Origin of the sequence: Acinetobacter sp. ANC 5054, assembly GCF_002135295.1 — a bacterium.
Classification (GTDB): Bacteria; Pseudomonadota; Gammaproteobacteria; order Pseudomonadales; family Moraxellaceae; genus Acinetobacter.
Map to the genome: position 1 here is coordinate 1 of NZ_NEGG01000017.1, position 23,027 is coordinate 23,027.

26 protein-coding genes and 1 pseudogene are annotated in these 23,027 nt (G+C 38.6%); 11 read left to right on the top strand and 16 right to left on the bottom strand.

The annotated features are described in order from the left end of the window. Positions 1-470 precede the first annotated feature (470 nt). The 4 genes from B9T33_RS14815 to ftsY all read right to left on the bottom strand — a co-directional run bounded on the left by B9T33_RS14815 (position 471) and on the right by ftsY (position 4,063). Complete coding sequence (locus B9T33_RS14815; RefSeq protein WP_086179660.1) at positions 471-1,151, bottom strand: DUF2057 family protein; 681 nt, start codon at positions 1,149-1,151, stop codon at positions 471-473. 177 nt (positions 1,152-1,328) lie between these two features. After that, a complete protein-coding gene (locus tag B9T33_RS14820; RefSeq protein ID WP_086179661.1) occupies positions 1,329-1,922 on the bottom strand; it encodes a nitroreductase family protein in 594 nt (197 codons plus the stop codon). Positions 1,923-2,092: 170 nt separating this feature from the next. After that, positions 2,093-2,779 carry a nitroreductase family protein gene (locus B9T33_RS14825; RefSeq protein ID WP_086179662.1) on the bottom strand — a complete coding sequence of 229 codons (687 nt, stop codon included), beginning with the start codon at positions 2,777-2,779 and terminating at the stop codon, positions 2,093-2,095. Between the two features lie 174 nt (positions 2,780-2,953). Further along, entirely contained in the window at positions 2,954-4,063 is a 1,110-nt protein-coding gene (gene ftsY / locus B9T33_RS14830; RefSeq protein WP_086179663.1) for a signal recognition particle-docking protein FtsY, read from the bottom strand. 250 nt (positions 4,064-4,313) lie between these two features. Between ftsY and B9T33_RS14835 the strand changes: the two are divergent. Further along, positions 4,314-5,627: pseudogene (locus B9T33_RS14835) on the top strand (M16 family metallopeptidase); the annotation flags it as partial. Positions 5,628-5,744: 117 nt separating this feature from the next. Continuing rightward, entirely contained in the window at positions 5,745-7,316 is a 1,572-nt protein-coding gene (locus B9T33_RS14840) for an insulinase family protein (RefSeq protein ID WP_416202604.1), read from the top strand. On the opposite strand, the gene B9T33_RS14845 is transcribed toward B9T33_RS14840, so the two are convergent. Both B9T33_RS14845 and B9T33_RS14850 read right to left on the bottom strand, forming a co-directional pair. Further along, the gene (locus B9T33_RS14845) at positions 7,237-7,563 is read right to left on the bottom strand and encodes a hypothetical protein (protein ID WP_086179665.1); all 327 of its coding nucleotides are present in this window, start codon (positions 7,561-7,563) and stop codon (positions 7,237-7,239) included. The genes B9T33_RS14840 and B9T33_RS14845 overlap by 80 nt on opposite strands. Before the next feature lie 108 nt (positions 7,564-7,671). Beyond that, complete coding sequence (locus tag B9T33_RS14850) at positions 7,672-8,031, bottom strand: hypothetical protein (protein WP_086179666.1); 360 nt, start codon at positions 8,029-8,031, stop codon at positions 7,672-7,674. A 224-nt stretch (positions 8,032-8,255) separates the two neighbouring features. Here B9T33_RS14850 and B9T33_RS14855 point away from each other — a divergent pair, with 224 nt between their 5' ends. The 4 genes from B9T33_RS14855 (at position 8,256) to B9T33_RS14870 (ending at position 10,022) form a co-directional block, all read left to right on the top strand. Next, positions 8,256-8,489, top strand: coding sequence for a hypothetical protein (locus B9T33_RS14855; protein WP_086179667.1), 234 nt, complete (start codon positions 8,256-8,258; stop codon positions 8,487-8,489). A gap of 139 nt (positions 8,490-8,628) precedes the next feature. Continuing rightward, the gene (locus B9T33_RS14860) at positions 8,629-9,006 is read left to right on the top strand and encodes a DUF2750 domain-containing protein (protein WP_086179668.1); all 378 of its coding nucleotides are present in this window, start codon (positions 8,629-8,631) and stop codon (positions 9,004-9,006) included. A 98-nt stretch (positions 9,007-9,104) separates the two neighbouring features. Further along, positions 9,105-9,536 carry a CBS domain-containing protein gene (locus tag B9T33_RS14865; protein ID WP_086179669.1) on the top strand — a complete coding sequence of 144 codons (432 nt, stop codon included), beginning with the start codon at positions 9,105-9,107 and terminating at the stop codon, positions 9,534-9,536. 180 nt (positions 9,537-9,716) lie between these two features. Then, complete coding sequence (locus B9T33_RS14870) at positions 9,717-10,022, top strand: hypothetical protein (RefSeq protein ID WP_143224024.1); 306 nt, start codon at positions 9,717-9,719, stop codon at positions 10,020-10,022. Here B9T33_RS14870 and trpB read toward each other — a convergent pair. From trpB to B9T33_RS14920, 10 genes are all read right to left on the bottom strand, one after another. After that, the gene (gene trpB, locus B9T33_RS14875) at positions 10,019-11,227 is read right to left on the bottom strand and encodes a tryptophan synthase subunit beta (RefSeq protein WP_086179671.1); all 1,209 of its coding nucleotides are present in this window, start codon (positions 11,225-11,227) and stop codon (positions 10,019-10,021) included. The two genes, B9T33_RS14870 and trpB, sit on opposite strands and share 4 nt — an antisense overlap. Before the next feature lie 134 nt (positions 11,228-11,361). Next, positions 11,362-12,549: a vWA domain-containing protein gene (locus B9T33_RS14880; RefSeq protein ID WP_086179672.1), complete on the bottom strand. Its 1,188-nt coding sequence runs from the start codon at positions 12,547-12,549 to the stop codon at positions 11,362-11,364. A 205-nt stretch (positions 12,550-12,754) separates the two neighbouring features. After that, a complete protein-coding gene (locus B9T33_RS14885; protein ID WP_086179673.1) occupies positions 12,755-13,150 on the bottom strand; it encodes a hypothetical protein in 396 nt (131 codons plus the stop codon). 126 nt (positions 13,151-13,276) lie between these two features. Continuing rightward, entirely contained in the window at positions 13,277-14,128 is an 852-nt protein-coding gene (locus B9T33_RS14890) for an AAA family ATPase (RefSeq protein ID WP_086179674.1), read from the bottom strand. Positions 14,129-14,149: 21 nt separating this feature from the next. Next, complete coding sequence (locus tag B9T33_RS14895) at positions 14,150-14,533, bottom strand: hypothetical protein (RefSeq protein WP_086179675.1); 384 nt, start codon at positions 14,531-14,533, stop codon at positions 14,150-14,152. A 21-nt stretch (positions 14,534-14,554) separates the two neighbouring features. Beyond that, on the bottom strand, positions 14,555-14,866 hold the full coding sequence (locus B9T33_RS14900) for a YcgL domain-containing protein (protein ID WP_086179676.1): 312 nt from the start codon (positions 14,864-14,866) through the stop codon (positions 14,555-14,557). Between the two features lie 124 nt (positions 14,867-14,990). Further along, complete coding sequence (locus tag B9T33_RS14905) at positions 14,991-16,133, bottom strand: ribonuclease D (RefSeq protein WP_086179677.1); 1,143 nt, start codon at positions 16,131-16,133, stop codon at positions 14,991-14,993. 197 nt (positions 16,134-16,330) lie between these two features. Beyond that, complete coding sequence (gene recR, locus B9T33_RS14910; RefSeq protein WP_086179678.1) at positions 16,331-16,927, bottom strand: recombination mediator RecR; 597 nt, start codon at positions 16,925-16,927, stop codon at positions 16,331-16,333. 12 nt (positions 16,928-16,939) lie between these two features. Then, positions 16,940-17,269, bottom strand: a complete 330-nt coding sequence (locus B9T33_RS14915) for a YbaB/EbfC family nucleoid-associated protein (protein WP_086179679.1) — start codon at positions 17,267-17,269, stop codon at positions 16,940-16,942. 32 nt (positions 17,270-17,301) lie between these two features. Continuing rightward, positions 17,302-18,489: an O-succinylhomoserine sulfhydrylase gene (locus B9T33_RS14920; protein WP_086179735.1), complete on the bottom strand. Its 1,188-nt coding sequence runs from the start codon at positions 18,487-18,489 to the stop codon at positions 17,302-17,304. 143 nt (positions 18,490-18,632) lie between these two features. Here B9T33_RS14920 and B9T33_RS14925 point away from each other — a divergent pair, with 143 nt between their 5' ends. The 5 genes from B9T33_RS14925 (at position 18,633) to B9T33_RS14945 (ending at position 22,813) form a co-directional block, all read left to right on the top strand. After that, on the top strand, positions 18,633-19,736 hold the full coding sequence (locus B9T33_RS14925; protein WP_086179680.1) for an alpha/beta fold hydrolase: 1,104 nt from the start codon (positions 18,633-18,635) through the stop codon (positions 19,734-19,736). Positions 19,737-19,745: 9 nt separating this feature from the next. After that, positions 19,746-20,618 carry an NAD(P)-dependent oxidoreductase gene (locus B9T33_RS14930; RefSeq protein WP_086179681.1) on the top strand — a complete coding sequence of 291 codons (873 nt, stop codon included), beginning with the start codon at positions 19,746-19,748 and terminating at the stop codon, positions 20,616-20,618. An 88-nt stretch (positions 20,619-20,706) separates the two neighbouring features. Further along, positions 20,707-20,976 carry a YARHG domain-containing protein gene (locus B9T33_RS14935; protein ID WP_078188510.1) on the top strand — a complete coding sequence of 90 codons (270 nt, stop codon included), beginning with the start codon at positions 20,707-20,709 and terminating at the stop codon, positions 20,974-20,976. Positions 20,977-21,008: 32 nt separating this feature from the next. Beyond that, positions 21,009-21,422 (top strand): HIT family protein, encoded by a 414-nt coding sequence (locus tag B9T33_RS14940; RefSeq protein WP_086179682.1) that lies wholly within the window; start codon positions 21,009-21,011, stop codon positions 21,420-21,422. Between the two features lie 311 nt (positions 21,423-21,733). Then, positions 21,734-22,813: a porin gene (locus tag B9T33_RS14945; RefSeq protein WP_086179683.1), complete on the top strand. Its 1,080-nt coding sequence runs from the start codon at positions 21,734-21,736 to the stop codon at positions 22,811-22,813. The last annotated feature ends 214 nt before the right edge of the window (positions 22,814-23,027 follow it).

Here is a 23,027-nt window from a genome sequence, read left to right on the forward strand (position 1 = left end):
CCTTAAAAGGGTACCAATCTTGGCTCATCAATTTTCTGACAAATATTTCTCAAATAAACTTCGAGTAATTTCTACCATCAATCAATGAAAATAATTTCGACTGATCAACTAGTAAAAATCCACACAAGTTGTTCTTCATAATCTTTTAATGATCTTCTTGTTACTTCGTCAGCAAAAAGAAAACAAAGCAAGCAACTCAACACCTTAAGTGTTTCGCTGTCTGCGTTGGTATGCAGCGTATTCTATAGATTTTCAAAACAAACGCAAGACCCTATTGTAGATATTTCAACAATATTAGATTTGAGTGTTTAAATTTTAATCTAAAATCAATTTATCGCTTACTAATTATTCAACAATAGCATTTAAAAACGCAAAAAATAGTATTTGTTTTTACTTTGTTAAGCAAAAGTCCGATTTTATTCGGACTCTCCCCCTTAAATCACAGATATGATCATTTCCATTCCTAGAAACTAGTTTGCTTGTTCAGCCAACCAACTCATAAATTTTTGACGTTCAGCTTTATTGGCTTTCTGCCAAATTTGTATTAATTGCTGATCTGCGCCTGAATTAGCCATGCTATTGCTTGCTACAGATAGAACTTGCTCAGATTGACCTTTAGCTGACTTAATAGTGGCTGCTTCTGTATATATTGGTGCTGGCTGATTGGCAGGGATAGTTGTTTTTTTGGTTAGATCAATAGAGTTACCAAAGATCCCATTTGAAAATATTGCTTTTTGCTCTTGTTTAGCACCTGTTTGCTGCACCAAAAGTTGGTTCGATTTGTTATATAAACCAAATATGGGTTGATCTTTATACTTTTGAGCTAAATCAAAATTTTTCGGTGGATGAATAAGTGCAAGTCGATATTCTTGACCATCAACCAATTTCGGTGTCTGAATTGATGCAATACCAGATTTAAGAATGTCATGTGAGTTGTCCGAATGTTGAAAGAATTCGCTATATCGTACATTTATGACATTTTCACCTGCATTTAAGCTGTATTTTTCAGTTGAACGGAATAGTCCGCCACTAACTTCTTGATCATTGACTGACACAATTTTTATTTCTTCTGGCACAGTCAATGTTACAGCCGCAAAACTCGCACTCGTTACTAATAATGCCGCAGCAGCAACTGTCAATCTTAAAGTCATTTTTTAACACTCATTTCAAATATTAGGGTTTGACTGCACTATGAAGTGCAGTTATGACAATCTTATGACAGACAAATTATTGTGTATATTCAGTTTCAAGTCTTAATTTTGATATGCATAGCATTTTTAGATAAAAAAGGATGCTTTATAAGCATCCTTTTTAAGCAACCAGTAATATTATTTAAAAGTTTTAAAACGTTCAGCATCATCCATAAAAGTTTTATCGCCTGCTGATGCTTCAATTGAGCCAAATACAAGTTGAGCACGTAATTTCCAGTTTTCAGGAATATCAAATGCTTCTGCTGTTTCAGCATCTACAATTGGGTTGTAATGCTGCAATGAGGCACCGATGTTTTTTTCCGCCAAAGCAGTCCATGCTGCAAATTGAGCGATACCTGTCGAGTGTTCAGACCACACAGGGAAATTATCAGCATATAGTGCAAATTGCTCTTGCAATGATTTTACTACTGCTTGATCTTCATAGAATAAAGCTGTACCAAAACCTGCTGCAAAACTATTAATTTTATTGTTGGTTCCTTCAAAAGCTTCCGCTGGCACCATTTTACGCAGTGTTTCACGCACAATCGTCCAAAACTTTTCATGCGCATCACCAAATAAAATCACAACACGTGATGTTTGAGAGTTAAATGCAGATGGGCTAAAACGAACAGCATCTTGAATAGTTTGTTCAACTTCAGCTTCAGATAAATTGACATTTTTACCGATCGCATAGATGGTACGGCGTTGTTTGATTTGATCTAGAAATGACATAGAAACCTCTTTTTTATTTTGAATCACATGGATATGTTGAAAGTGATATTAAACGAAGTTTTTAACAGTTGCATGACTGTATTTACAACATTGTGTCTTATTTCTAGAACAATTAATTTTCTATTTGATAATTTGCAAATTTAGATGAAGCCATTTTCTATTTGCACTATTTATGCATAGATGCGAAAACGTTCCTGATCCTTTGGTTCCTCACGCTCTGGTGCTGGACCTTCAACCGATCCGAAAACCAATTGAGCACGTAGCAACCAGTTTTTATCAATGCTTAAAAAGTCAGATACTGCGTAGTCAATCGATGGATTGTAATGCTGTAAAGAAGCCCCTAAGCCTGCATCTGCAATTGAGGTCCATACAGCAAATTGTGCCATCCCCGAAGTTTGTTCAGACCAGACAGGGAAATCTTCCGCACTAAAGGGTACTTTTTTTTGTAGTTGCTGGATTACTGCTTGGTCTTCATAAAATAAAACCGTGCCAAAACCTGCTGCACATTGATCTAATTTTAAGGCTACACCTTCAAACACGTGTGCAGCGACATTTTTACGTTGTACTTCTTTCACGATATCCCAAAACTTTTGATGTGACTCACCAAACAACACCACAATACGGGTACTTTGTGAGTTGTATGCTGAAGGACAGCTACGTACGGATTCTTGAATAAGTTCAGCAATATAGGCTTGGCTATAGCGTACTTTTTTACCTAAATCATAAATGCTACGACGTTTTTTTAAATGGTTGACAAAGGATACTTCGATTGCTGGCTCTTCATTTTTCTTTTTTAATTTGAAATCTTTCGTAATATCCGCTGTTAGCACATGACCAATTTTATCAAGCAACGCCATCTCAAACACCCCAAATATTATTAAAATAAATACAAACTAATCCATGATTATTTTAAGGGTTTATTCTGTGGTTTTTTACTTATGAAACATTCACATGTTGCTTTTTAAATCAAACAGTCAGCCCAAAAACAACAAACTCCGCACTTAGCGGAGTTTATGTGAAACATCATACATTTATTTATCGGTTTCAAATAATGCTGCAACAAATGATTTGGCCGAAAATGGACGTAAATCATCTATTTTCTCACCCACACCAATAAAGCGAATTGGCACATGTGTACGGCTCGCAATATTGAATAACACACCACCTTTGGCAGTTCCATCCAATTTAGTAATCGTTAAACCTGTTAAGCCAACTGCTTCATCAAACATTTCGACTTGGTTAATGGCATTTTGTCCCGTACCTGCATCTACAACCAACATCACCTCATGTGGTGCTGTTGCATCAATTTTTTGCATAACACGCTTAACTTTAGTCAACTCTTGCATCAAGTGACCTTTGTTATGCAAACGACCTGCTGTATCTGCAATTAGTACATCAACACCTTTTGCACGTGCACTTTCAAAAGCATCAAAAATCACTGAAGCTGAATCTGCACCATGACCTTGAGCTACGACAGCAATATTATTACGCTCACCCCAGATTTGTAATTGTTCAGTTGCAGCCGCACGGAAAGTATCACCCGCTGCAAGCATGACTTTTTTACCTTCACCTTGTAAGCGCTTCGCAAGCTTACCAATAGTTGTGGTTTTACCCACACCATTTACACCAACCACTAAAATCACAAACGGATTTTTATTGGTGTCGATATGCAAAGGTTTTACACGTGGCGCAAGTAAAGCAACCAATTCTTCTTGCAACGCTTTATACAACGAGTGCGAATAAATCAAATCACCACGTTCTGTACGTTCAGTTAAATTGGCAATAATGGTTTTGGTCGCTTCTACACCAATGTCCGCAACTAAAAGTTGTTCTTCAACCTCTTCCAATATTTCATCATCAATTTCCTTACCACCAATCAGGATATTAACCATGCCATCAGCGAGGTTTTTACGAGACTTTGACAAGCCTTCTTTCATACGGCTAAAGAAGCCGCCTTTAGATTCGCTCTCTTCTGCTTTTTCCGAATGAGCTTCTTCGACCGCAGGAGCAACTTCTTGCTGTACTTTTGGCGTTTCGATAATCGGCACATTTACCGCAGGTAAACTCGGTAACGTGACATCGTCATCACCGATATCAGCATCAATCAAAAATTTATTCTGCCCATGAGATTGCTGTTGCATGCCAAATCCTTGAAAAGCACTGCGTTAAAAAATGAGATTCTAACATAAGTTATCTGAATTTGAGCCTTTCCAATTGCTCTCCACACAAGCACACCAAAAAACAACATGTTAAACTTGCATTCAAATTTGAGTTTAGCAAAACTAGTAGACTATAAAATGCATTTTACCGGATAGCTTTGTGTCCTATAAAAAAACGTTTTCTCCTTATATTTTCAAAAACTTATTTCAATCTTTTCTTCCTGTAGGTCTACTGTCCGCATGTTTATTATGCGTTCCTTTTGCCCACGCAGATAATCATAGTCAACTCACCCGCAGCACCTTCGAAACTACGCTTAAAAATGGTCTAAAAGTCATCATTCGTGAAGATCATCGTGCGCCTATGGTGATGACACAAATTTGGTATCGTGTCGGCAGTAGCGATGAATCCGGTAATTTATTAGGGATTTCTCATGCGCTTGAACATATGATGTTCAAAGGCACAACCAAAGTTCCAAATGATGAATTTACCCGCTTAAGTCGTATTTATGGGGGAAGCATTAACGCCGCAACTTTTACCAATTACACCAATTATTATCAGCTTTACCCCAAAGCTTATTTTCCTATGGCACTCGAACTCGAAGCTGACCGTATGAGTAATTTACGTCTACAGCAACAAGATTTTGATCCTGAAATAAAAGTGGTGATGGAAGAGCGTCGCCAACGTACAGATGACAATCCACGATCATTGGCATTTGAACGTTTCAAATGGATTTCTTATCCAACCAGCCATTACCGGCAACCTGTAATTGGCTATATGAAAAATCTGCAAAATATACAATTAGCTGATTTAAAACAATGGTACAAAGATTGGTATACACCTAATAATGCCATCTTAGTAATTGTTGGTGATGTCGATGCTGAAGCAGCTATGCTTCAAGTGCAAAAATATTTTGGTGATATTCCTTCACGTAAAACACCACCGCGTAATGATGTGATGGAATTTGAGCGTGTTGGATATCGCCATATGGAAATCAATCTTCCCGTACAAGTACCAAATTTATATATGGCATGGAATGTCCGCTCATTAGCAACAACAAAAAATCCGCAAGATGCCTACGCACTGAATATTATTCGAAATGTACTCGACAGTGGGATTTCTTCTAGATTACAAGACAAATTAGTGCGAGACCGAAAGCTTTTAACCGCTGTGAGCGCTTCTTATGATCCATATAACCGTGGCGATAGCATATTTAGTATTTCAGCCTTACCTGCCGATGGCGTGAAAATGGAACAGGCACAGAAAGCCATTCAAGATGAAATTGATTTACTCAAAACGGATTTGGTTAAAGCACCTGAAGTTGAGCGTATGACGACACGCTTTATCTCTAATTTAATTTATAACCAAGATGATATTAGCAATCAAGCAAAAACCATTGGCAATCTTGAAGTGAATGGTTTGAGCTTCCGACTCATGGATGAATTGCCCAAGCTATATGAAAATGTGAGTGCACAAGATATTCAACGTGTCGCCAATGCTTACTTTGTCCGTGAAAACTTAAGCACCATGTATCTTTTACCGGAGCAAGCTGAAAAGAATGTGGTCAATACCGAAAAAACCGTAAAAGACACTCAGCCCGAGGGTGAAATTAAAGATCAACAAATATCGCAATTACCTGATAATGACAACGTGCAGTAAGGAAGCATTATGACTAAATATTCCATTTTATGCTTAAGCCTGCTTGCTACAACATGCCCAGTTCTTCATGCTGAAAGTTATAATGAAAATAGCCCTGATTTCAATGACAATCCAAGTCAGTTGCAATCCATACCTATGCTACAAAGTCTAAAAAATTTACAGACAGACAAAGCCTACCGCGCACCTCACGTACAAGTACTTAAGAACAGAAATGGTGTAAAAACATTGTTTGTCGAGTCTCAAGACTTACCCATGGTTGATATTCAACTCACTTTCAATGCTGGTTCTGCACGCGATGAAGAGGTCGGTAAAGGACTGTTTGGTGTAGCCAATATGGCTGCCCGTCTAATAGATGAAGGCACAGAAAAATATAATGCCACCGAAATAAGCTCTGTATTTGATCAAGCGGGTGCACAAATCAATATACAAGCACATCGAGATATGTTCGTTGTACGCTTACGTGTGTTATCTGATCCTAAAAAACTTGAACCTGCGCTCAGCATGATGATGGAAATCCTCAAGAACGCAACCTTTAAAAACACAAGTATTAGTCTAGCGTTGAGCAATAACCAAGCTGGTCAAAAACAACTTCAAGAAAACCCTAGCAGGCTCATGAGCATCCGCTTTTATCGCGAAATTTACGGCATGCATCCCTATGCGGAACCAATTACAGGTACAAATGGGAGCATTAAAAAAATTACCCCTGAGATACTCAAAACCTTTCGCGATCAATTTTTAGTTGCACAGAATATGAATATTGCCATTACTGGGAAATTAAGCCCGAAAGATGCGCAAAATTTAGCAGAGCGTATTTCTGGAAATTTAAAACAGGGTGAAAAGGCCAAAGCTCTAAGTGAACCTGCAAAAAAAACAGGCTTTGATATCGTTCATATTCCCTACAATTCAAGCCAGGCCAACGTCATGTTTGGGCATTTAGGTACAACTCGAAATAATTCAGATCGTTTAGCACTTGAAGTAGCTAATCGAATGTTTGGTGGTGGTGGATTTAATTCTGTCTTAATGCAGGAACTGCGAGTGAAACGCGGCTATACCTATGGTGCTTACAGTTCGTTTAGTTTTAGTCAAGCACCGGGCACATTCAGTTTTAGTTATGGCACACGGCAAGACCAATTGATTGACAGCATACGCGTCGCACATAAAGCCTTTAGTGACTTTGTCAGAATGCCCATTGATAAAAAACAAATGCAAGAAACCAAAGCGGGTATGCTGCGTTCATTTCCAAACAACTACAGCAGTAATGCCAACATTAATGCTCAACTCGGTTTATTAGGTTTTTATGACCAACCTGCAGATTACTTGTCGCAGTATCAAAAATTACTGGAGAAAATCACTGTTGATGATGTGCAAAATGCGGTACATAAATACATGCATCCTGAAAATATGACCGTGATCATTGTCAATCCACAAACAGATAAAGACGAAATTAAAGCGATTTTAGAAAGTAACTTACAAACAGCGCCAAGTAAGCAAATTCCTGCTACTGAGGCTGTTCCTCTGGCAAAGCCGGAAGTTGATGTGCCCGTACCGACTCCATCTGATAAGCGTGCATCAATTTGAGATAACTACCCACTTTGATTTGTTTTTGCTGTTGTAAGGTTTCTGCCATTTCTTGCGTTTCTGGATAGCTTTGTTGCATAGCCAACTGTGCAACATTGCGATATTGCTGAATAGAAATTGGGCGAAATAATGCGATTACAGCAAGTACCAATATAACGGCTATCATCACTGAAACGAAAATATTATAAAGTTGTTCCAGCTGAATTTTAGATTTGAATTGAATAATTTTTTCTAAATCAATAGTCATACACTACCTCAAGTTGAAGGTAGTGTATGGCTGCATTTGAATAAGTTCAAGTCGGTGTGGTTATTTCTGCATCACTTCAAAATATGCAATGTGAACCAAGACATTTTTTTAACTAATAATGGTACGAATTACCGCAAAGTAAAGAATCAAGGCAATAATCGCCAAAACAATGACAACTGCAAAAATGCTTACACCACCTTCTGCATGAGCTGGGTGCAAATCATCATCATCCGCTATTTTTAATAATTCCCCATTGTAGGCATTGTAAAAATCTAAACGCTGACCTTTATCTAAATCACGTGTGAAATCATAGACACGTTTGCGCTGTGCTAAACCGAAATGCCCCAAATGAACTTCTTGATGAAAGATTGCCTCATCTAATTTACGGCGATGCATGTGGGCAAGTTCCACAATCTGAGACATTGTTGGAGGATAATCTAAAGTTAAACCGTCTAATGTTCTACTCATTTTACTTCTCCTTATTATCTACAACTTCTTATGTTAGTATTTTAAGCATGAAAACAATTGTTCATTGTTTAATCATGTAAACTATACGAATAAGTTAAATATTTCACTCAATAGTTGACAAATCAAGCAAATTGTAATATTAGTTTAATAATACTTAGTTATATTAGTTAAAAGGGCTAAAGAATGGGCCCTTAAATGATCATAATTAGAATAAGGAGTTAAATATGATTCAACAATTCTCTCAACATGAACTCGAACATGTATACGCAAATGCGGTAAACACTATTCAATCTCAAATGAACTTCAGCGATGCAGTTCACGAATTGGAAGATGCAGCACGAGCTGGACACGGTAAAGCAGCACTTTTCTTAGCTGAACTTTATTATCAAGGCTTCCGCGTAGAACGTGACTCAATGAAAGCGCAATACTGGCAAAACATGGCCACATTGCAAGCCTAATCAAACGTCACTCAGGTGGCGTTTTTTACACCCTCAAACTTTTTACTACATAAATTCTTACAATCAAATTCAAAGCTTACACAGTAATTTAATCAGAATTTTCTACAATAGGAGCAACATCTTCAATACGTTATATATGATGTCAAAATTAAAGCAATATAAACCTATCCAAAAAGATTTATTTTTCAAAATTAGTATTTTAAAAACCATGATGTATTGTGGCGTCCTCTGGGGACTTTACCATCGACAAGGTTGGGCCATGACAAGCGATCAAGATAATATTATTTTCCCATTTTGGTTGAATGGTATTCAAGCGCATAAATACGCCAAGAAACACTGGCCGAATTACACACCAAGACGCATTACACCGCATGACTTTGAGGAATCGTTATTACCGACCCTAACGCGCCTCAAAGTCATTCCTGCGCTTCATAGCTCGAGTAATATCAAATTGAAATTAACCACATCGCAAATGCGACATTTCTTTTTTGAAAACTCGAATATTCAAACGGCGTAGTCAGTATTTAACAGTCTATTTGCACTGAAAAGTGTTTGCTTTTTTCAAATTTCAGGCTAAGTTAAATTAAAGAATAAAATTATAAAGGACCCCAAAATATGACTACAGTTGCACAAGTACTTAAAGATAAAGCTTATAAAGAAATTTATACCATTGCTCCAGACTCAACTGTGCTAGAGGCCATTTCGCTCATGGCAGAAAAAGGGATTGGTGCACTCGTGGTAACGCATGAAGGTAGTGTGGTGGGCATTTTGTCTGAACGTGACTACACTCGTAAAATTGCGCTTATGGAAAGAACATCATTTAATACGACTGTTAGTGAAATTATGACAGGCAGCGTCATTACCGTGACCAGCGCTGCTACCGTAGAAGAATGTTTAGAATTGATGACCGATCGTCATCTACGTCATTTGCCTGTGGTTGAGGATTCATCCCTGACTGGTTTTATTTCTATTGGTGACTTAGTCAAAGCCGCAATGGATGATCAACGTAAATTGATTGATCAGTTACAACAATATATTTCTGGCTAAATTCTAATCTCCCCTTAATTTAAATTAGGGGGGAATCCTTAAAACAAACTGCTTTCATTAAAAATCACTATTTGCAATTACATATAAATTACAATCGAATTACTTTTTTCAATAATGCCAAATTCCACTTTAGAAAATGTCAAAAAATTAGTTCAAATCTTTGCTGAAATAGAAAGTTTAATGGTTTCTTTAAAAGATGATGAATATCTCAAAGCATATAGGCGTACCATTAATTTAGAGTTAGCGTCCGCCAATGGTGAAATTTTAGATGCCCTTGCAATTATCTATGCCCTTCACCCCGACCTTATTCATCAGACCCAAAATAACTATCCATTCGATGAACAATTTTATAAAACCTATGTGCAAAAAAATATCCCAGTGAAAAACTGGGATATTTCAAATTCCGCTCTATTTAAACAGGTTCAAGAGATCTACTTACCATCAAAAAATGACGTTCAACTCAGTCTTCTTGATAGCTCCGATTAGTTTAAGCCTAATTTGTCAGCAACATAATCAGCGTCTTTATCACCGCGACCAGAGACATTTACAACAATTTTAATGTCTTTCGCTAGTTTTGGCGCTTCACGTAATGCCCAAGCAACGGCATGTGAACTTTCAAGTGCAGGCACAATACCCTCTACACGCGATAAAGTCATAAATGCATCCAAGCATTCTTGGTCTGTGGCTGTTGTATATTCCACACGCCCTAAATCTTTAAGCAAACTATGCTGAGGCCCAACACCCGGATAGTCTAACCCTGATGCAATTGAGTGCACTGGTAAAGGTTGTCCCTGCTCATCTTCCAGTACATAACACGCCATACCATGAATTTGACTTGGCTTACCCAATGTCAATGTTGCAGAGTGCATATTGGTATCTAAACCATGACCTGCTGGCTCTACACCTACGAGTTTTACATCCGCATCATTGAGGAATGCTGTAAATGCACCAACGGCATTTGAACCACCACCCACACAGGCAACCACATAGTCAGGATTTGAACCAAAACGGTCATTGGTTTGAACTTTAATTTCTTCACCAATAATAGACTGGAAGTCACGAACCATTTTCGGGAAAGGATGCGGGCCCACGACCGAACCAATAGCATAGATAAAGTTTTTAGGATCTTTCAGATATTCTTCAAACGCACTATCTACTGCATCTTTTAAAGTAGCCGTACCACGGGTCACAGAAATCAGGTTGGCACCTAAAATCTTCATTTTCACAACATTAGGATGTTCTTTTTCAATGTCCACTTGGCCCATGTGAATTTCACATGGAATACCAACTAAGGCACATGCCGTTGCCAAAGCCACACCATGTTGACCCGCCCCCGTTTCAGCGATGACTTTGGTTTTACCCATATACTTAGCTAAAAGCGCCTCACCCAAACAATGGTTAATTTTATGCGCACCAGTATGGTTTAAATCTTCACGTTTCAGATAAATTTGAGCGCCGCCCAATTTATCTGAAAGACGTTTTGCGTAAAATAATGGACTCGGACGACCTACATAGTGTGCAAATAATTCTTTTAACTCGTTCTGAAATTCTGCTGTATGACGGATATGCTCATAAGCAATATTAATGTCATCCATTGCCTGCTTTAAATCAGGGGGAATAAATTGACCACCATATTCGCCGAAGAAGCCGTCTTCATTGGGTAATGCAATTCCATTAATTTGATGATCCATCATAATTCCTTAAGTTGTATTCGTGAACAAAAGACTGCTCAGATACTATCTAATTTTGAATTTAACAAACAAGTCAAAATTGAATAATTCACTAAAAACAGTCAATTTTAAGAAATAATATATTTTTTAAGCGATTAACGCGCTAGGTATTTAGTTAAATCCTCTACACCTTTTAGCGTCATTGGATACATATGATCTTCAAAGATTTGCTTAATCGCCGCAATGGTTTGAGTATAGTGCCAATAAGATTCTTCTTCAGGATTCAACCATGCCGTTTTATCAAAATGATTACGTAAACGCTGTAACCATACCTGTCCTGCTTCATCATTCATGTATTCAACCGAGCCACCAGCGGAGTTGAGTTCATACGGCGCCATACTCGCATCACCCACCACGATCACGCGGTAATCTCGACCATAGGTATTCAATAAATCCCATGTGTTCATGCGCGTACTTGAACGACGAATATTATCTTTCCAGACATAATCATATAGACAGTTATGGAAATAGAAATATTCTAATGTTTTAAATTCTGTTTTTGCGGCGGTAAATAGCTTTTCACATTGGGCAATATGCGAATCCATAGAGCCACCCACATCAAATAACATCAACACTTTAATGCGGTTACGACGCTCAGGCACCAATTGTACATCCAAAATACCTTGCTTGGCTGTTTCACGAATTGTGCCATCAATATCCAATTCTTCAGCTGCACCTTGACGCGCAAATTTACGCAAGCGACGTAAGGCCATTTGCATTTGACGACTACCTAAAATTTGATCATCGTCCAAATTACGATATTGACGTTGCTCCCAGACTTTTACCGCTGAACGTTTACGACCAGGCCCGCCAATTCTGACACCCTCAGGATGATCACCATAAGCGCCAAATGGTGAAGTTCCACCCGTACCAACCATACGGTTACCACCTTGATGCTTTTTATGCTGTTCACGTAAACGTTCTTCCAGCATTTTCATCAATTCTTCAAGAGAACCCGCCTTCTTTAATTCTTCACGTTGTTCTGGGGTTAAATGCTTTTCGATGAGTTCGAGATCAAACCAATCTTTCGGCAATTTATGGACTTGTTTAAGCAGCTCATCTAAATCAAAGGTAGAAATACCATCAAAGTAGTCTTTCATGGCACGATCGAATTTATCAAAGAAGCGTTCATCTTTGACCATGACCGTTTTTGCAAGCTGATAAAAATCTTCTTGATTAGCAAAGACCAACCCTGCTGCTACAGCTTGGTTCAAATCGATTAATTCACGTGTAGAAACCGGTACACCGTATTTTCGAAGGGTATAAAACAATCGCACAAACATAGGCGAATAAAATCCAATAAAAATTAAATATCAGGAGGTCAAATCCAGTTTGAATGCATGTGATCTTGTTATTTCATCTGCAACTGTGTCTTGCCTTTTACTCACACCATTATGAAAAAATGAGCACTACAAGTAAAGCCAAAAGCTTTAACTCTATGTTCATACACGCTGTCCTATATACCGAAGCACATGTAAACAAAGTGATTCATTCGCAACTTGCATGCATATCACTCAGCGCTTTTTGCTGTGCTTTATATCTGTGCTGAACATCTAAACGATCTTGCTGTAACTCTTCAATGTAAACAATTTTATTAAAACCTTGAATTTGTCTATAGCGGTTAAAATCACTTAGGTTCAAGATCACAAAGTCATAGTATTTCAGTTCTAGTACAGCGGATGCACACGCTTTTTGTTGAATGGCAGTCTGAGCTGCAACATTATCCGATTGATCGATGAGCTTTTCTTTGAGTTGATATTCTGCTACTTGTGCCCAATACACATCTTGGAGTTTCTGTTGATGCAGTTGTTCAAATTGTGCATCATCCATAGCAAAGCAATAACTAGAAAGATAAAAGCTGACGACCCATAAGAATGCAGCCAACTTTAGCCCCCTATGCACTCCTATATGCACTCGAGAAATATATAACGTTGCTTGCATGATTCACCTTTTATTTTGATACAAAAAATAAAAGCCGGATAACCGGCTTTTAAATATCATTAATATCAATTAACGACGTGACATAAATGCCAAACGCTCAAGTAATTGAACATCTTGTTCGTTCTTAATCAATGCGCCATACAGTGGTGGAATCGATTTTGATTTATCGGTATTGCGTAAGATATCTTCAGGCATATCATCTGCCATCAACAAACTCAACCAATCAATCAATTCAGAGGTTGATGGTGGTTTCTTCAAACCCGGAATCTGACGTAATTTAAAGAAAATTTGCAGTGCTTCTGAAACCAATGTATTTGAAATATTTTCAAAATGTACATCAATGATTTCACGCATGGTTGCCTCATCTGGGAACTCAATATAATGGAAGAAACAACGACGCAAAAATGCATCTGGCAGTTCTTTTTCATTATTTGAAGTAATGATGACAATCGGACGTTGTGCCGCAGTAATGGTTTCGCCAGTCTCATACACATAGAATGACATTTTGTCGAGTTCATGTAGTAAATCGTTTGGAAACTCAATGTCTGCCTTATCAATTTCATCAATCAGTAAGACACAGCGCTCTTCACTGGTAAATGCTTCCCAAAGCTTACCCGGCTTAATGTAGTTCTTGATGTCATAAACACGATCATCACCGAGTTGGCTATCACGTAAACGAGAAACCGCATCGTACTCATACAAGCCTTGCTGAGCTTTGGTGGTGGATTTGATATGCCATGTAATTAACTTAAGACCCAAACTTTCAGCCACTTGTTCAGCTAAAAGTGTTTTCCCTGTACCCGGCTCACCTTTCACCAATAGCGGCTTTTGCAATGAGCGTGCAGCTTTCACTGCGAGTTTTAAGCTATCCGTAGCAATATATTGATCTGTACCAGAAAATTGTTGAGTTTCAACAGACATGACATAACCTTATTTTTTTATTTAAAGCGGTGAAGTTTTCTTGTTTACAACAGCTTGTGGTTTTTGTGCTGTATATTTTGACCAAAAATAGCCAAGTACCAGACCGATACCCACCACAAACATAATTAGAGATAAATTTGCCCACACTAAAGGCTGGTCTTTAGTTAGTACACCAAAGATCAAACCAAAAATTGCGGGTGCAATTGACGCATTTGTTCCTTCAGACACCGTTGGGGTTAATAAAATAGCAAAAACCAATAACCAGCCAATCCCACCAAACGGTTTTGGTATGCGCTTCATCAAGCCGTACCAACACAGCAAAGCAATCGCAGCACCACCAAGGTAAACCGTAATTGCAATACTGCTTTCAGGAATTGAGTCCAATACAGTAACTACACCATTCATTTCACAACTCCTGAATTATTCTTATGCGCCACGCAAGCCTTCTGGGGCAACTGCATTTGGATCGATTAAACCCTCAGGCGGTACTTGAATAAAGAAGCCCTTGGTTTGAATTGAATCCATAACATGCAACACGTTTACACGTGCAAGTTTACGAGATTCGCTCAACTCCAAATCCATTACAAATGTGGCACGACCAAAAGCAGTACGCATTGCTTCAGGCATCACTTCAAGTGGATCGACAACTACTTCAGTTTCGCTTTCGTTAACTTCAGTACGAGCAATATAAAGATACATTTCATCTTTTTTACTCGATTTGTAAATAGAACAGAACATAATTGAATCAATACTCATAAAACGCAAGGCAAAGGATACATCAAAAAAAAGACTGATACATTAGTGTTTATTAACGCATCAGTCGTGAATTTGTATAAGTGATAAATCTTTAATCAATCTAGTCTTATTCAGTGACCTTCATTTGACCAGATAAATAGGTTTCATCCGCATGCAAAACTTCAATTAAAGGCTGAGTGAGCAAGTCATAACGCCAACCGAGTAAATAATTCGGCAAGTCTTGTTCGTCGTTATGAAAAACAACATGCTGATACAAGGCATTTAACCACTTTTTACGCATTAAAACTTCTTTGGGTACCGTAGTTTCAAGAACAGCTTTTTGAATAACTGCCTCAACACGTTCGCCAATATCACTCGATGAATGACGAATTGGACGCGCCATACGTAGTGGCCATTCTGCTTGTTCAGGTAAAAATTTTAACAAGTCTAAAATAGTTTTTCCGTGTTCACGCACAACATTGGCACGAATATCTTTCACACTACTTAGCTGAAAGTTATTTTTCGGATTTTTTTCGACCATATCAATAATGGTTGAATTTTTCAGAATAAAACTACGTGGTTGGTTTAAAGCTTTCACCATTTGCTCGCGCCATACTGCAAGCTGTTGGATTTGCATCAACTGACGACGTGAATGTCGATAATTACCAATATCATGATAAAGCAGATGAATTGGCGTTTCTGTGCCGATTTCATAGGTCAAATTACGGCAGTCTTCAAGCACACAAGTTAATAAACTTTTATTATTCAGCTCTGATTGAATCGTCTGACTTAAATTCATTAAATAATGTACATCATTTGCTGCATACATCATTTGCTCTGGAGTGAGCGGACGCGCTAGCCAATCCGAACGTGTTTGGTCTTTATCTATATCCACATTCAACATGGTTTTTAACGCATTTTGATAACTCACTTGCAAGCCATGTCCCAAAAATGACATACCAACTTGAGTATCAAAGACATTTTCCAAAGACTTTTGCTGTGCATAGTGATAAATCAGGTCGATGTCTTCACTACAAGCATGAAAAACGTTTTGCTGCGCAGCAAAAAGCTTATCCCAAAATTGAGCCAATTCTAAAGTGGTACCATCAAGCAAATATACTTGATTCTGCACATTAATTTGAAATAGACCGAGCTTAGGCCAAAGGGTATCTACCTTGATAAACTCGGTGTCGAGTCCATACACTGAACTCTGTTTCATGAGGTTTAAAACAGGTTCTAAATCTGATTGTTTTTGAATGAATTGATACATAACTTGCTAAGTCTAGTATTAGATGCTCTGTGAGCACATCTTAACTTATATATAATATTTTTGTATAAGGAAATAATCTATTTCGGTTATTTATTTCTGTTATATCGGATTTTTATACGTATTTACCCAATATATTAATCGTTAATATATATAAGTAAACAACAATAAATCGAAGCGAAACGTATTTCGCTCCAGTTTTATTTCATGCGCATTCGGTTATGTACAGCCTGACTTAAAGTATGGCTATCGACATATTCAAGTTCACCACCTTGTGGTACACCTTGTGCAATACGGGTCATTTGTACTGGCAAATGTTTGGTTGCTTCAACCAGATAATGAGCCGTCGCTTGCCCTTCAACCGTTGCATTGGTCGCCAAAATAACTTCCTGTACTTTTCCATCACTTAAGCGCTGAATTAGATAAGGAATACCAATTTCGTCTGGACCGATACCATCGAGTGGTGATAAATGCCCACCCAACACATGATACTTTCCTCGGAAACTCCCACTTTGCTCAATAGCCATAACATCGGCTGGAGATTCCACCACACACAGTAATTGATCATCTCTTTCAGATGATACACAAATATTGCAGACTTCATCTTCTGTCAAAGAATGGCAGATTGAGCACTCATGAATATAGTTCGTGGCTTCAGTCAAAGCATGCGCCAGACCAATCGCCCCTTCTCTATTTTTCATAATTAAGTGGAGTGCCATACGTTGAGCCGATTTTGGCCCAACGCTTGGCAATATACGTAATGCTTGTACAAGTTGATCAAAACGATCACTAAACATTCAGTATAGTCCTTAGAATAGACCAGCAAGGCCTGGTGGAAGACCCATGCCTGAGTTTGCAGATTTCATTTTTTCTTCTGCAACTGCTTCAGCTTGACGAGATGCGTCATTCATTGCTGCAGCAATTAAGTCTTCAATCATATCTGCATCATCTTGAAGTAATTCAGGATTAATTTCGATACGTTTCACTACATGACGAGCAGTCATCGTTACTTTAACAAGACCACCACCTGCTTCAGCATGAACTTCGACTTGCGCAAGCTCTTCCTTGGCTTTTTTAATGTTGCTTTCAGCTTCTTTTTGCATGCGTTGAGCTTGCTGCATGAGCATATTAATGTTCATAAAAATCTCCGAACAAATCTGTTGAATTCACTTTAGATTAGATCTAAACCGCGTGAAAGATCGCGAATAATATCATTAATATCTTCCAAACCAACAGATACACGAATTAAACCTTCGCTAATACCTGCTGCTTGTTTCGCTTCAGCTGACATTCTGCCATGTGAAGTAGTCGCTGGGTGAGTAATTGTTGATTTTACATCACCCAAGTTACTGGTGATTGAAAGGAACTTGGTATTATCAATCACAGTCCAAGCGCCTTGACGTTCACCCTTAGCAACAAATGATACTACGCCACCAAAACCTTTTTGTTGTTTCTTCGCCAATTCATGACCCGGATGGTTTGGTAGGCCAGCGTAATACACTTTTTCAACTTTTGGATGTGCATCTAGCCATTCAGCCAATTTTTGTGCGCTTTCACAATGCGCTTTCATACGCAAACTTAAAGTTTCTAAACCTTTTAAGAAAATCCACGCATTGAATGGGCTCATTGAATTACCTAGTGTACGAATGACACCTGTAATGTCTTCCATTAACTTGGCACTACCCACTACGGCACCACCCAGTGCACGACCTTGTCCATCAATGTATTTTGTTGATGAATAGATAATAAGGTCTGCGCCAAATTTAATCGGTTGTTGTAATACTGGCGTACAGAAGGTGTTATCTACTGCAAATAAAGCGCCATGTGCATGCGCAATGTCTGCAATCGCTTGCATATCACCCACTTGAGCCAATGGGTTAGACGGTGTTTCAATAAATAAAAGACGTGTATTTGGACGAATCGCTTGTTTCCAAGCATCGAGATCGTCTAAATCTACAAATGTAACGTCTACACCAAATTTAACGACATATTTTTCGAATAATGAAATGATCGAACCAAAGACTGCACGTGAACAAACAACATGATCACCAGACTTTAAATACGCTAGAGTCACTGCATGCACGCCTGCCATACCAGAACTTGTTGCAACAGCAGCTTCCGCGCCATCCAGCACTGCTAAACGTTTTTCAAAAGTTTGAACAGTCGGGTTGGTATAGCGTGAATAGGTATTACCTTCAATTTCACCAGAAAATTTTGCTGCCGCATCTGCTGCGCTTTCACATACAAAAGACGATGTTAAGAAAATAGGTTCACTATGTTCACCTTCAAAAGTACGGTTATGACCTGTACGGATCGCTAAAGTCTCTAACTGGTATTCTAAATCGTCTTGTTCGCTCATCTGCATTACTCAGTCTCTTTAGACTGCCTTTTGTGAAGAATTGCCAATATTTTGAGCGTCTAAGCTATTTAAGGTCAAGGTATAATACGCAAATATCGCTTAGACTTCGACCAATCCTACAAGGACTCAGGCAATTGACAGTTATGCATCCATTCAAACAGAAATTTATGGCGCAACAAAAAAAATTTAAACATCTGTCCACACGGATGTTTAACGCAAAGTCGCTCATACTTTCACAATCAACCCCCTATGAAGTCATTACTGAATATAAGCATGCCAAAGTCAGGTTCTATGCGTCTCCAGATCGTAAATATAAAGAACCACTCGTCTTTGTCGCACCGCTTGCCATTAATATGTCAATTTACGACCTCTATCCTTATCGCTCATTGGTCAAACATTTTCAGCACAGTGGTTTTGATGTGTATTTACTGGAATGGGGAAAACTAAAATACCAAGACCGTTTCTTAAATTTCATGTCGTTTATTGACGATGTCATTCCACATTGTGTAGCCCAAATCTGTGAACATTCAGGTAGCCGTTATATTTCACTCCATGGTTGGAGTATGGCTGGCGTGTTTGTCACCCTATACACGGCTTTACACCAACCCGAGCATGTAAAAAATCTCATGGTGATGGGTGCACCGATTGATAGTTATGCCTCTGGTCGTATTGGAACTCTATTTAAAAAAACCAATCACCTGATTTCACGTAATAAAAAAGTTCAGGACACGGTTTATACTGGCAAAATACCTAAACATTTCATCCATACTCCCGGAGTGGTAAATGCGTTGGGCTTTAAAATTGTCGATCCTATCGGCTGGTTCAAGAGCCAAAAGCAATTCTTGATGAATCTAGATAATGTGCATGATTTGTATGAACATGCCACGATGGGCAATTTCTTAAATCATATGATTGATTACCCCGGCGGTATCAATCAAGACATGGTATTTAATGTCTGGCTACAGAATCCGTTGAAGAACGGCGCGATCAAACTGAAAGATAAATATATAGAGCTAAAAACGATTAATTGCTCACTGCTCATAGGTGCAGGTTCAACCGATCAAATCGTGACAGCAGATGCTGCACGTCCTTTAAGCGAATTGACAAGCAGTACAGATGTCACGTTTACTCTAATCCCCGGTGGTCATCTCGGCTTAATGTCGAGTCAAAAAAGTGCCAATCTCTTTTGGCCAGATATGACCAAGTGGTTAATACAACGATCAAATTTATTGCAAGAAAATACTTAGAGGGTAGTTATGATTCAGTCAGTCGCATTTATCGGATTGGGCGCTATGGGTTACCGCATGGCGGCACATTTACCTAAACAATTCGACACTGTATATGTCTGGAATCGTAACTTTAACAAGGCAGAACAGCATGCAGCTGAGTTTGGTACGCAAGCCGTTACTTTAGAACAAGCCGTGCAGGCAGATCTAATATTTTCTTGCTTACCCACCAGTTTAGATGTTGAAAATTTAATTGCCGATGTTCACATCAAAGTAGGTTCTATCTGGGTGGACTGCACCAGTGGTGTACCTGAATCCGCTAAAAAATTGGTCGTTGCACTCAAACAACAAAATGTTGACTATTTAGATGCACCCGTCAGTGGTCAAACCATTGGGGCTGATAATGCTACATTGACCTTTATGATTGGTGGCGATGTCTCAGCATTTGAACGTGCCCTCCCTGCCATTCAAACTGTCGGTAAATTAATCAAGCACGTGGGTGAATCTGGTGCAGGATTTGCAGTAAAAGCTGTAAACAACATGTTAATGGCTGTAAATCTTTGTGCTGTCGCAGAAGGCTTCACCACCCTAAAAGCACATGGTGTAAACCTGCATGAGGCGCTCGATTGTATTAATGCATCAAGTGGCAAAAGCAATGTAACTGAAACCGTATTACCACAGCGGGTGCTCAACCGTAGCTTCCCATTAACCTTTGCTCTTCCATTACTTGCAAAAGATACGGGCATTGCAGTAGATCTTGTACGACAAGCAAAATTGTCGGCACCTGTGATTTCACTTACTCAAAATTTAATTCAAGCTGCAAGTGATTTAGCAGAAGAAAACAGTGATTTTTCAACTGCTGTCAATATGTATGAAAAATGGAGTAAAATTACAATTGAGTAATATCTCGCCATTGAATAACGATAAATAACCGTCATATTGTACTTACGTGTAGTAACACAACTTGTTACAAATGACAGAGGAAACTCTCATGAACAAATTTACCCTCGCAACTTTGCTAGGTGCTGTAACTTTAATCGGGGCTTCTACTGCTGTTTTAGCATCTGAGCAAGAATGTCAAAAGTTGAAAAATGACCATGATGTGATTTATGCATCTAAAGGGTTCTGCTTTAAAGATCCTGATGCGAAAGCGAAGTTTGGCAATGACAATTGCTACACAACTAAGCCAAAATTTTCAGAAAAAGAGCAACAACGACTTGACGCGATCAAAGATCGTCAGAAAGAATTGAACTGTAAATAATTACGATATAGTTTAGCTCAAGGAATTTAGCAATGGCTTATGATGATCAAAACATTTTCGCGCGTATTTTACGTGGTGAACTTCCTGCATTTAAAGTTTATGAAGACGAGCATGTTCTCGCGTTCATGGATGTAATGCCTCAGGCTGAAGGTCATACCCTAGTCATTCCAAAAACTCCGGCATTAACCCTACTCGACTTAGATCCTGAAGCTGCTGCTTACACCATCCAAATTGTGCAAAAAGTTGCGAAAGCAATGGAAAAAGCGTTGGATGTTCAAGGCATCGTGTTAATGCAACTCTCTGGCGCAGCTGCAGGTCAAACGGTTCCGCATGTCCATTTCCATCTTATCCCAACCTCAGTACATGAGTTAGGTAAGCATGCCGCTAAACTCGGCGATATGGAAAAAATCCAAGCGATTAGTGAAAAAATTAAAGCCGCACTTTAAAATTCACACGAATTTTAAAGTGTCATAAATGGAGCTTCGGCTCCATTTTTTTTGCACCCAAATAAAAAGATCATCGTTAAAAAAAATCTACCAACCCAAAAACAAGACTAATCATCTAATTGTATTTTATCGTCTTTTTTAAATTTAATCTTTTAATTTCCATCACCACATTTCATAGATTTGAAATATTTCCTTAATAGAACTGTCTTATTTGTAATGAATACTTAGCGCCATTAGATAGCGAAATTATTTCTAGCCAAGCTACTGATAAAACGTATTGATATGACTGGAAAAGTCTTCTGGAGCTTCAAATGAAAAAAACTCTATGTGCATTAGCAATCGGGGCAACAATTCTTACACCTATGATGGCATCTGCAGCAGATGTAAAAATTTATGGCCGTGCACATGTCTCTCTAGACTATCTTGATGATGGAAAAGACTATAACGAATTTGGTCTTTCTTCGAATTCATCACGTCTAGGCTTCAAAGTAGATCAAAAAATTAATGATGACCTAAACGTATTTGCGCAAATAGAACAAGAAGTAAACTTTGCCAGCGGTAGTGCAGACTCTAAGGGTGTGGACTTTTCTACTCGCGACACTTTTGTTGGATTAAAAAGCGGCACTTATGGTCAAGCACGTGTAGGTCGCTTCGACAGCCCGTTTAAAGTTGCACGTGGCCCAGTAAACTTCTTTGGCGACATGGTCGGTGACGTGCGTAACGTAACACGCGTAGGCAATTTAAAATTTGATGAACGCAATGAAAATACCATCGAATATAAATCACCAAAATTTGGCGGTGGCTTTAACGTCCTTGCTGCAATGTCTATGCACTCAGGCACACAAATTGATAAAGATGCCAATGGTGAAGGCGTAGACGATAACAAAGCTTATGACCTAGCGCTGACCTATAAAGAAGGCCCTATTGATTTTGCTGCGGCATACGAAAAATATGACGAAAATGCTGCAAATGCCGCGGGTGGTGCAAGCCGTGATGCCTTCCGTATCGCAGGTGCTTACAAGTTGACTGAAGAATTTAACTTAGGTGCGCTATATCAAATTGCAAAACACGATAACGATACCGCCAATCCAGATGCTCAAGTTTTCGGATTGGCTGGTGAATATAAAATAACCCCTAAGACTTCTGTACGCGGTGAATATTTCTATCGCGATGTAGATGCAGATGACGCAAATGCGAGCTTAGTGGGTGTAGGTGTAGAGCACAAACTAGATAGCACACTACGCGTATACGGCAACTTAGCGACTGTCATCAACGACAAGAACTCAAAACTTAATCCTTGGAAAGAAGGTCGTAGTTTTGGTAATGGTGTAAGTGGTGTTGCTGATGAAAACGCAACTGCACTTTCACTTGGTCTACGTTACGACTTCTAAGTCGAACTAAAGCAAAAATCAAAGGCATACCTCGGTATGCCTTTTTTATTGAAATACAAAAATGCCAAACATTTCAAATTCAACCAAATACATGTGAGGCATATTAAACTTTTAATTTCAACCACTTAGAACAATATTTAGTCAAAATATCGTTATAGATTAATATGGATATTTTAAAATAAACTAAAATAGTAGGTTTTATATTCCACTTACA

Coding starts and splice junctions, on each gene's coding strand:
- B9T33_RS14825 (WP_086179662.1), bottom strand. CDS start 2,779: ATGGCGTTGCTTGATAAAATTGGTCATGTGCTAACAGCGGATATTACG.
- recR (WP_086179678.1), bottom strand. CDS start 16,927: ATGTTTAGTGATCGTTTTGATCAACTTGTACAAGCATTACGTATATTG.
- B9T33_RS14930 (WP_086179681.1), top strand. CDS start 19,746: ATGATTCAGTCAGTCGCATTTATCGGATTGGGCGCTATGGGTTACCGC.
- B9T33_RS14855 (WP_086179667.1), top strand. CDS start 8,256: ATGATTCAACAATTCTCTCAACATGAACTCGAACATGTATACGCAAAT.
- B9T33_RS14895 (WP_086179675.1), bottom strand. CDS start 14,533: ATGAATGGTGTAGTTACTGTATTGGACTCAATTCCTGAAAGCAGTATT.
- B9T33_RS14905 (WP_086179677.1), bottom strand. CDS start 16,133: ATGTATCAATTCATTCAAAAACAATCAGATTTAGAACCTGTTTTAAAC.
- trpB (WP_086179671.1), bottom strand. CDS start 11,227: ATGGATCATCAAATTAATGGAATTGCATTACCCAATGAAGACGGCTTC.
- B9T33_RS14820 (WP_086179661.1), bottom strand. CDS start 1,922: ATGTCATTTCTAGATCAAATCAAACAACGCCGTACCATCTATGCGATC.
- B9T33_RS14920 (WP_086179735.1), bottom strand. CDS start 18,489: ATGAGCGAACAAGACGATTTAGAATACCAGTTAGAGACTTTAGCGATC.
- B9T33_RS14850 (WP_086179666.1), bottom strand. CDS start 8,031: ATGAGTAGAACATTAGACGGTTTAACTTTAGATTATCCTCCAACAATG.
- B9T33_RS14940 (WP_086179682.1), top strand. CDS start 21,009: ATGGCTTATGATGATCAAAACATTTTCGCGCGTATTTTACGTGGTGAA.
- B9T33_RS14890 (WP_086179674.1), bottom strand. CDS start 14,128: ATGTCTGTTGAAACTCAACAATTTTCTGGTACAGATCAATATATTGCT.
- B9T33_RS14915 (WP_086179679.1), bottom strand. CDS start 17,269: ATGAACATTAATATGCTCATGCAGCAAGCTCAACGCATGCAAAAAGAA.
- B9T33_RS14945 (WP_086179683.1), top strand. CDS start 21,734: ATGAAAAAAACTCTATGTGCATTAGCAATCGGGGCAACAATTCTTACA.
- B9T33_RS14925 (WP_086179680.1), top strand. CDS start 18,633: ATGCATCCATTCAAACAGAAATTTATGGCGCAACAAAAAAAATTTAAA.
- B9T33_RS14900 (WP_086179676.1), bottom strand. CDS start 14,866: ATGTTCTGTTCTATTTACAAATCGAGTAAAAAAGATGAAATGTATCTT.
- B9T33_RS14860 (WP_086179668.1), top strand. CDS start 8,629: ATGTCAAAATTAAAGCAATATAAACCTATCCAAAAAGATTTATTTTTC.
- B9T33_RS14935 (WP_078188510.1), top strand. CDS start 20,707: ATGAACAAATTTACCCTCGCAACTTTGCTAGGTGCTGTAACTTTAATC.
- B9T33_RS14865 (WP_086179669.1), top strand. CDS start 9,105: ATGACTACAGTTGCACAAGTACTTAAAGATAAAGCTTATAAAGAAATT.
- B9T33_RS14845 (WP_086179665.1), bottom strand. CDS start 7,563: ATGACTATTGATTTAGAAAAAATTATTCAATTCAAATCTAAAATTCAG.
- B9T33_RS14815 (WP_086179660.1), bottom strand. CDS start 1,151: ATGACTTTAAGATTGACAGTTGCTGCTGCGGCATTATTAGTAACGAGT.
- ftsY (WP_086179663.1), bottom strand. CDS start 4,063: ATGCAACAGCAATCTCATGGGCAGAATAAATTTTTGATTGATGCTGAT.
- B9T33_RS14880 (WP_086179672.1), bottom strand. CDS start 12,549: ATGTTTGTGCGATTGTTTTATACCCTTCGAAAATACGGTGTACCGGTT.
- B9T33_RS14870 (WP_143224024.1), top strand. CDS start 9,717: ATGGTTTCTTTAAAAGATGATGAATATCTCAAAGCATATAGGCGTACC.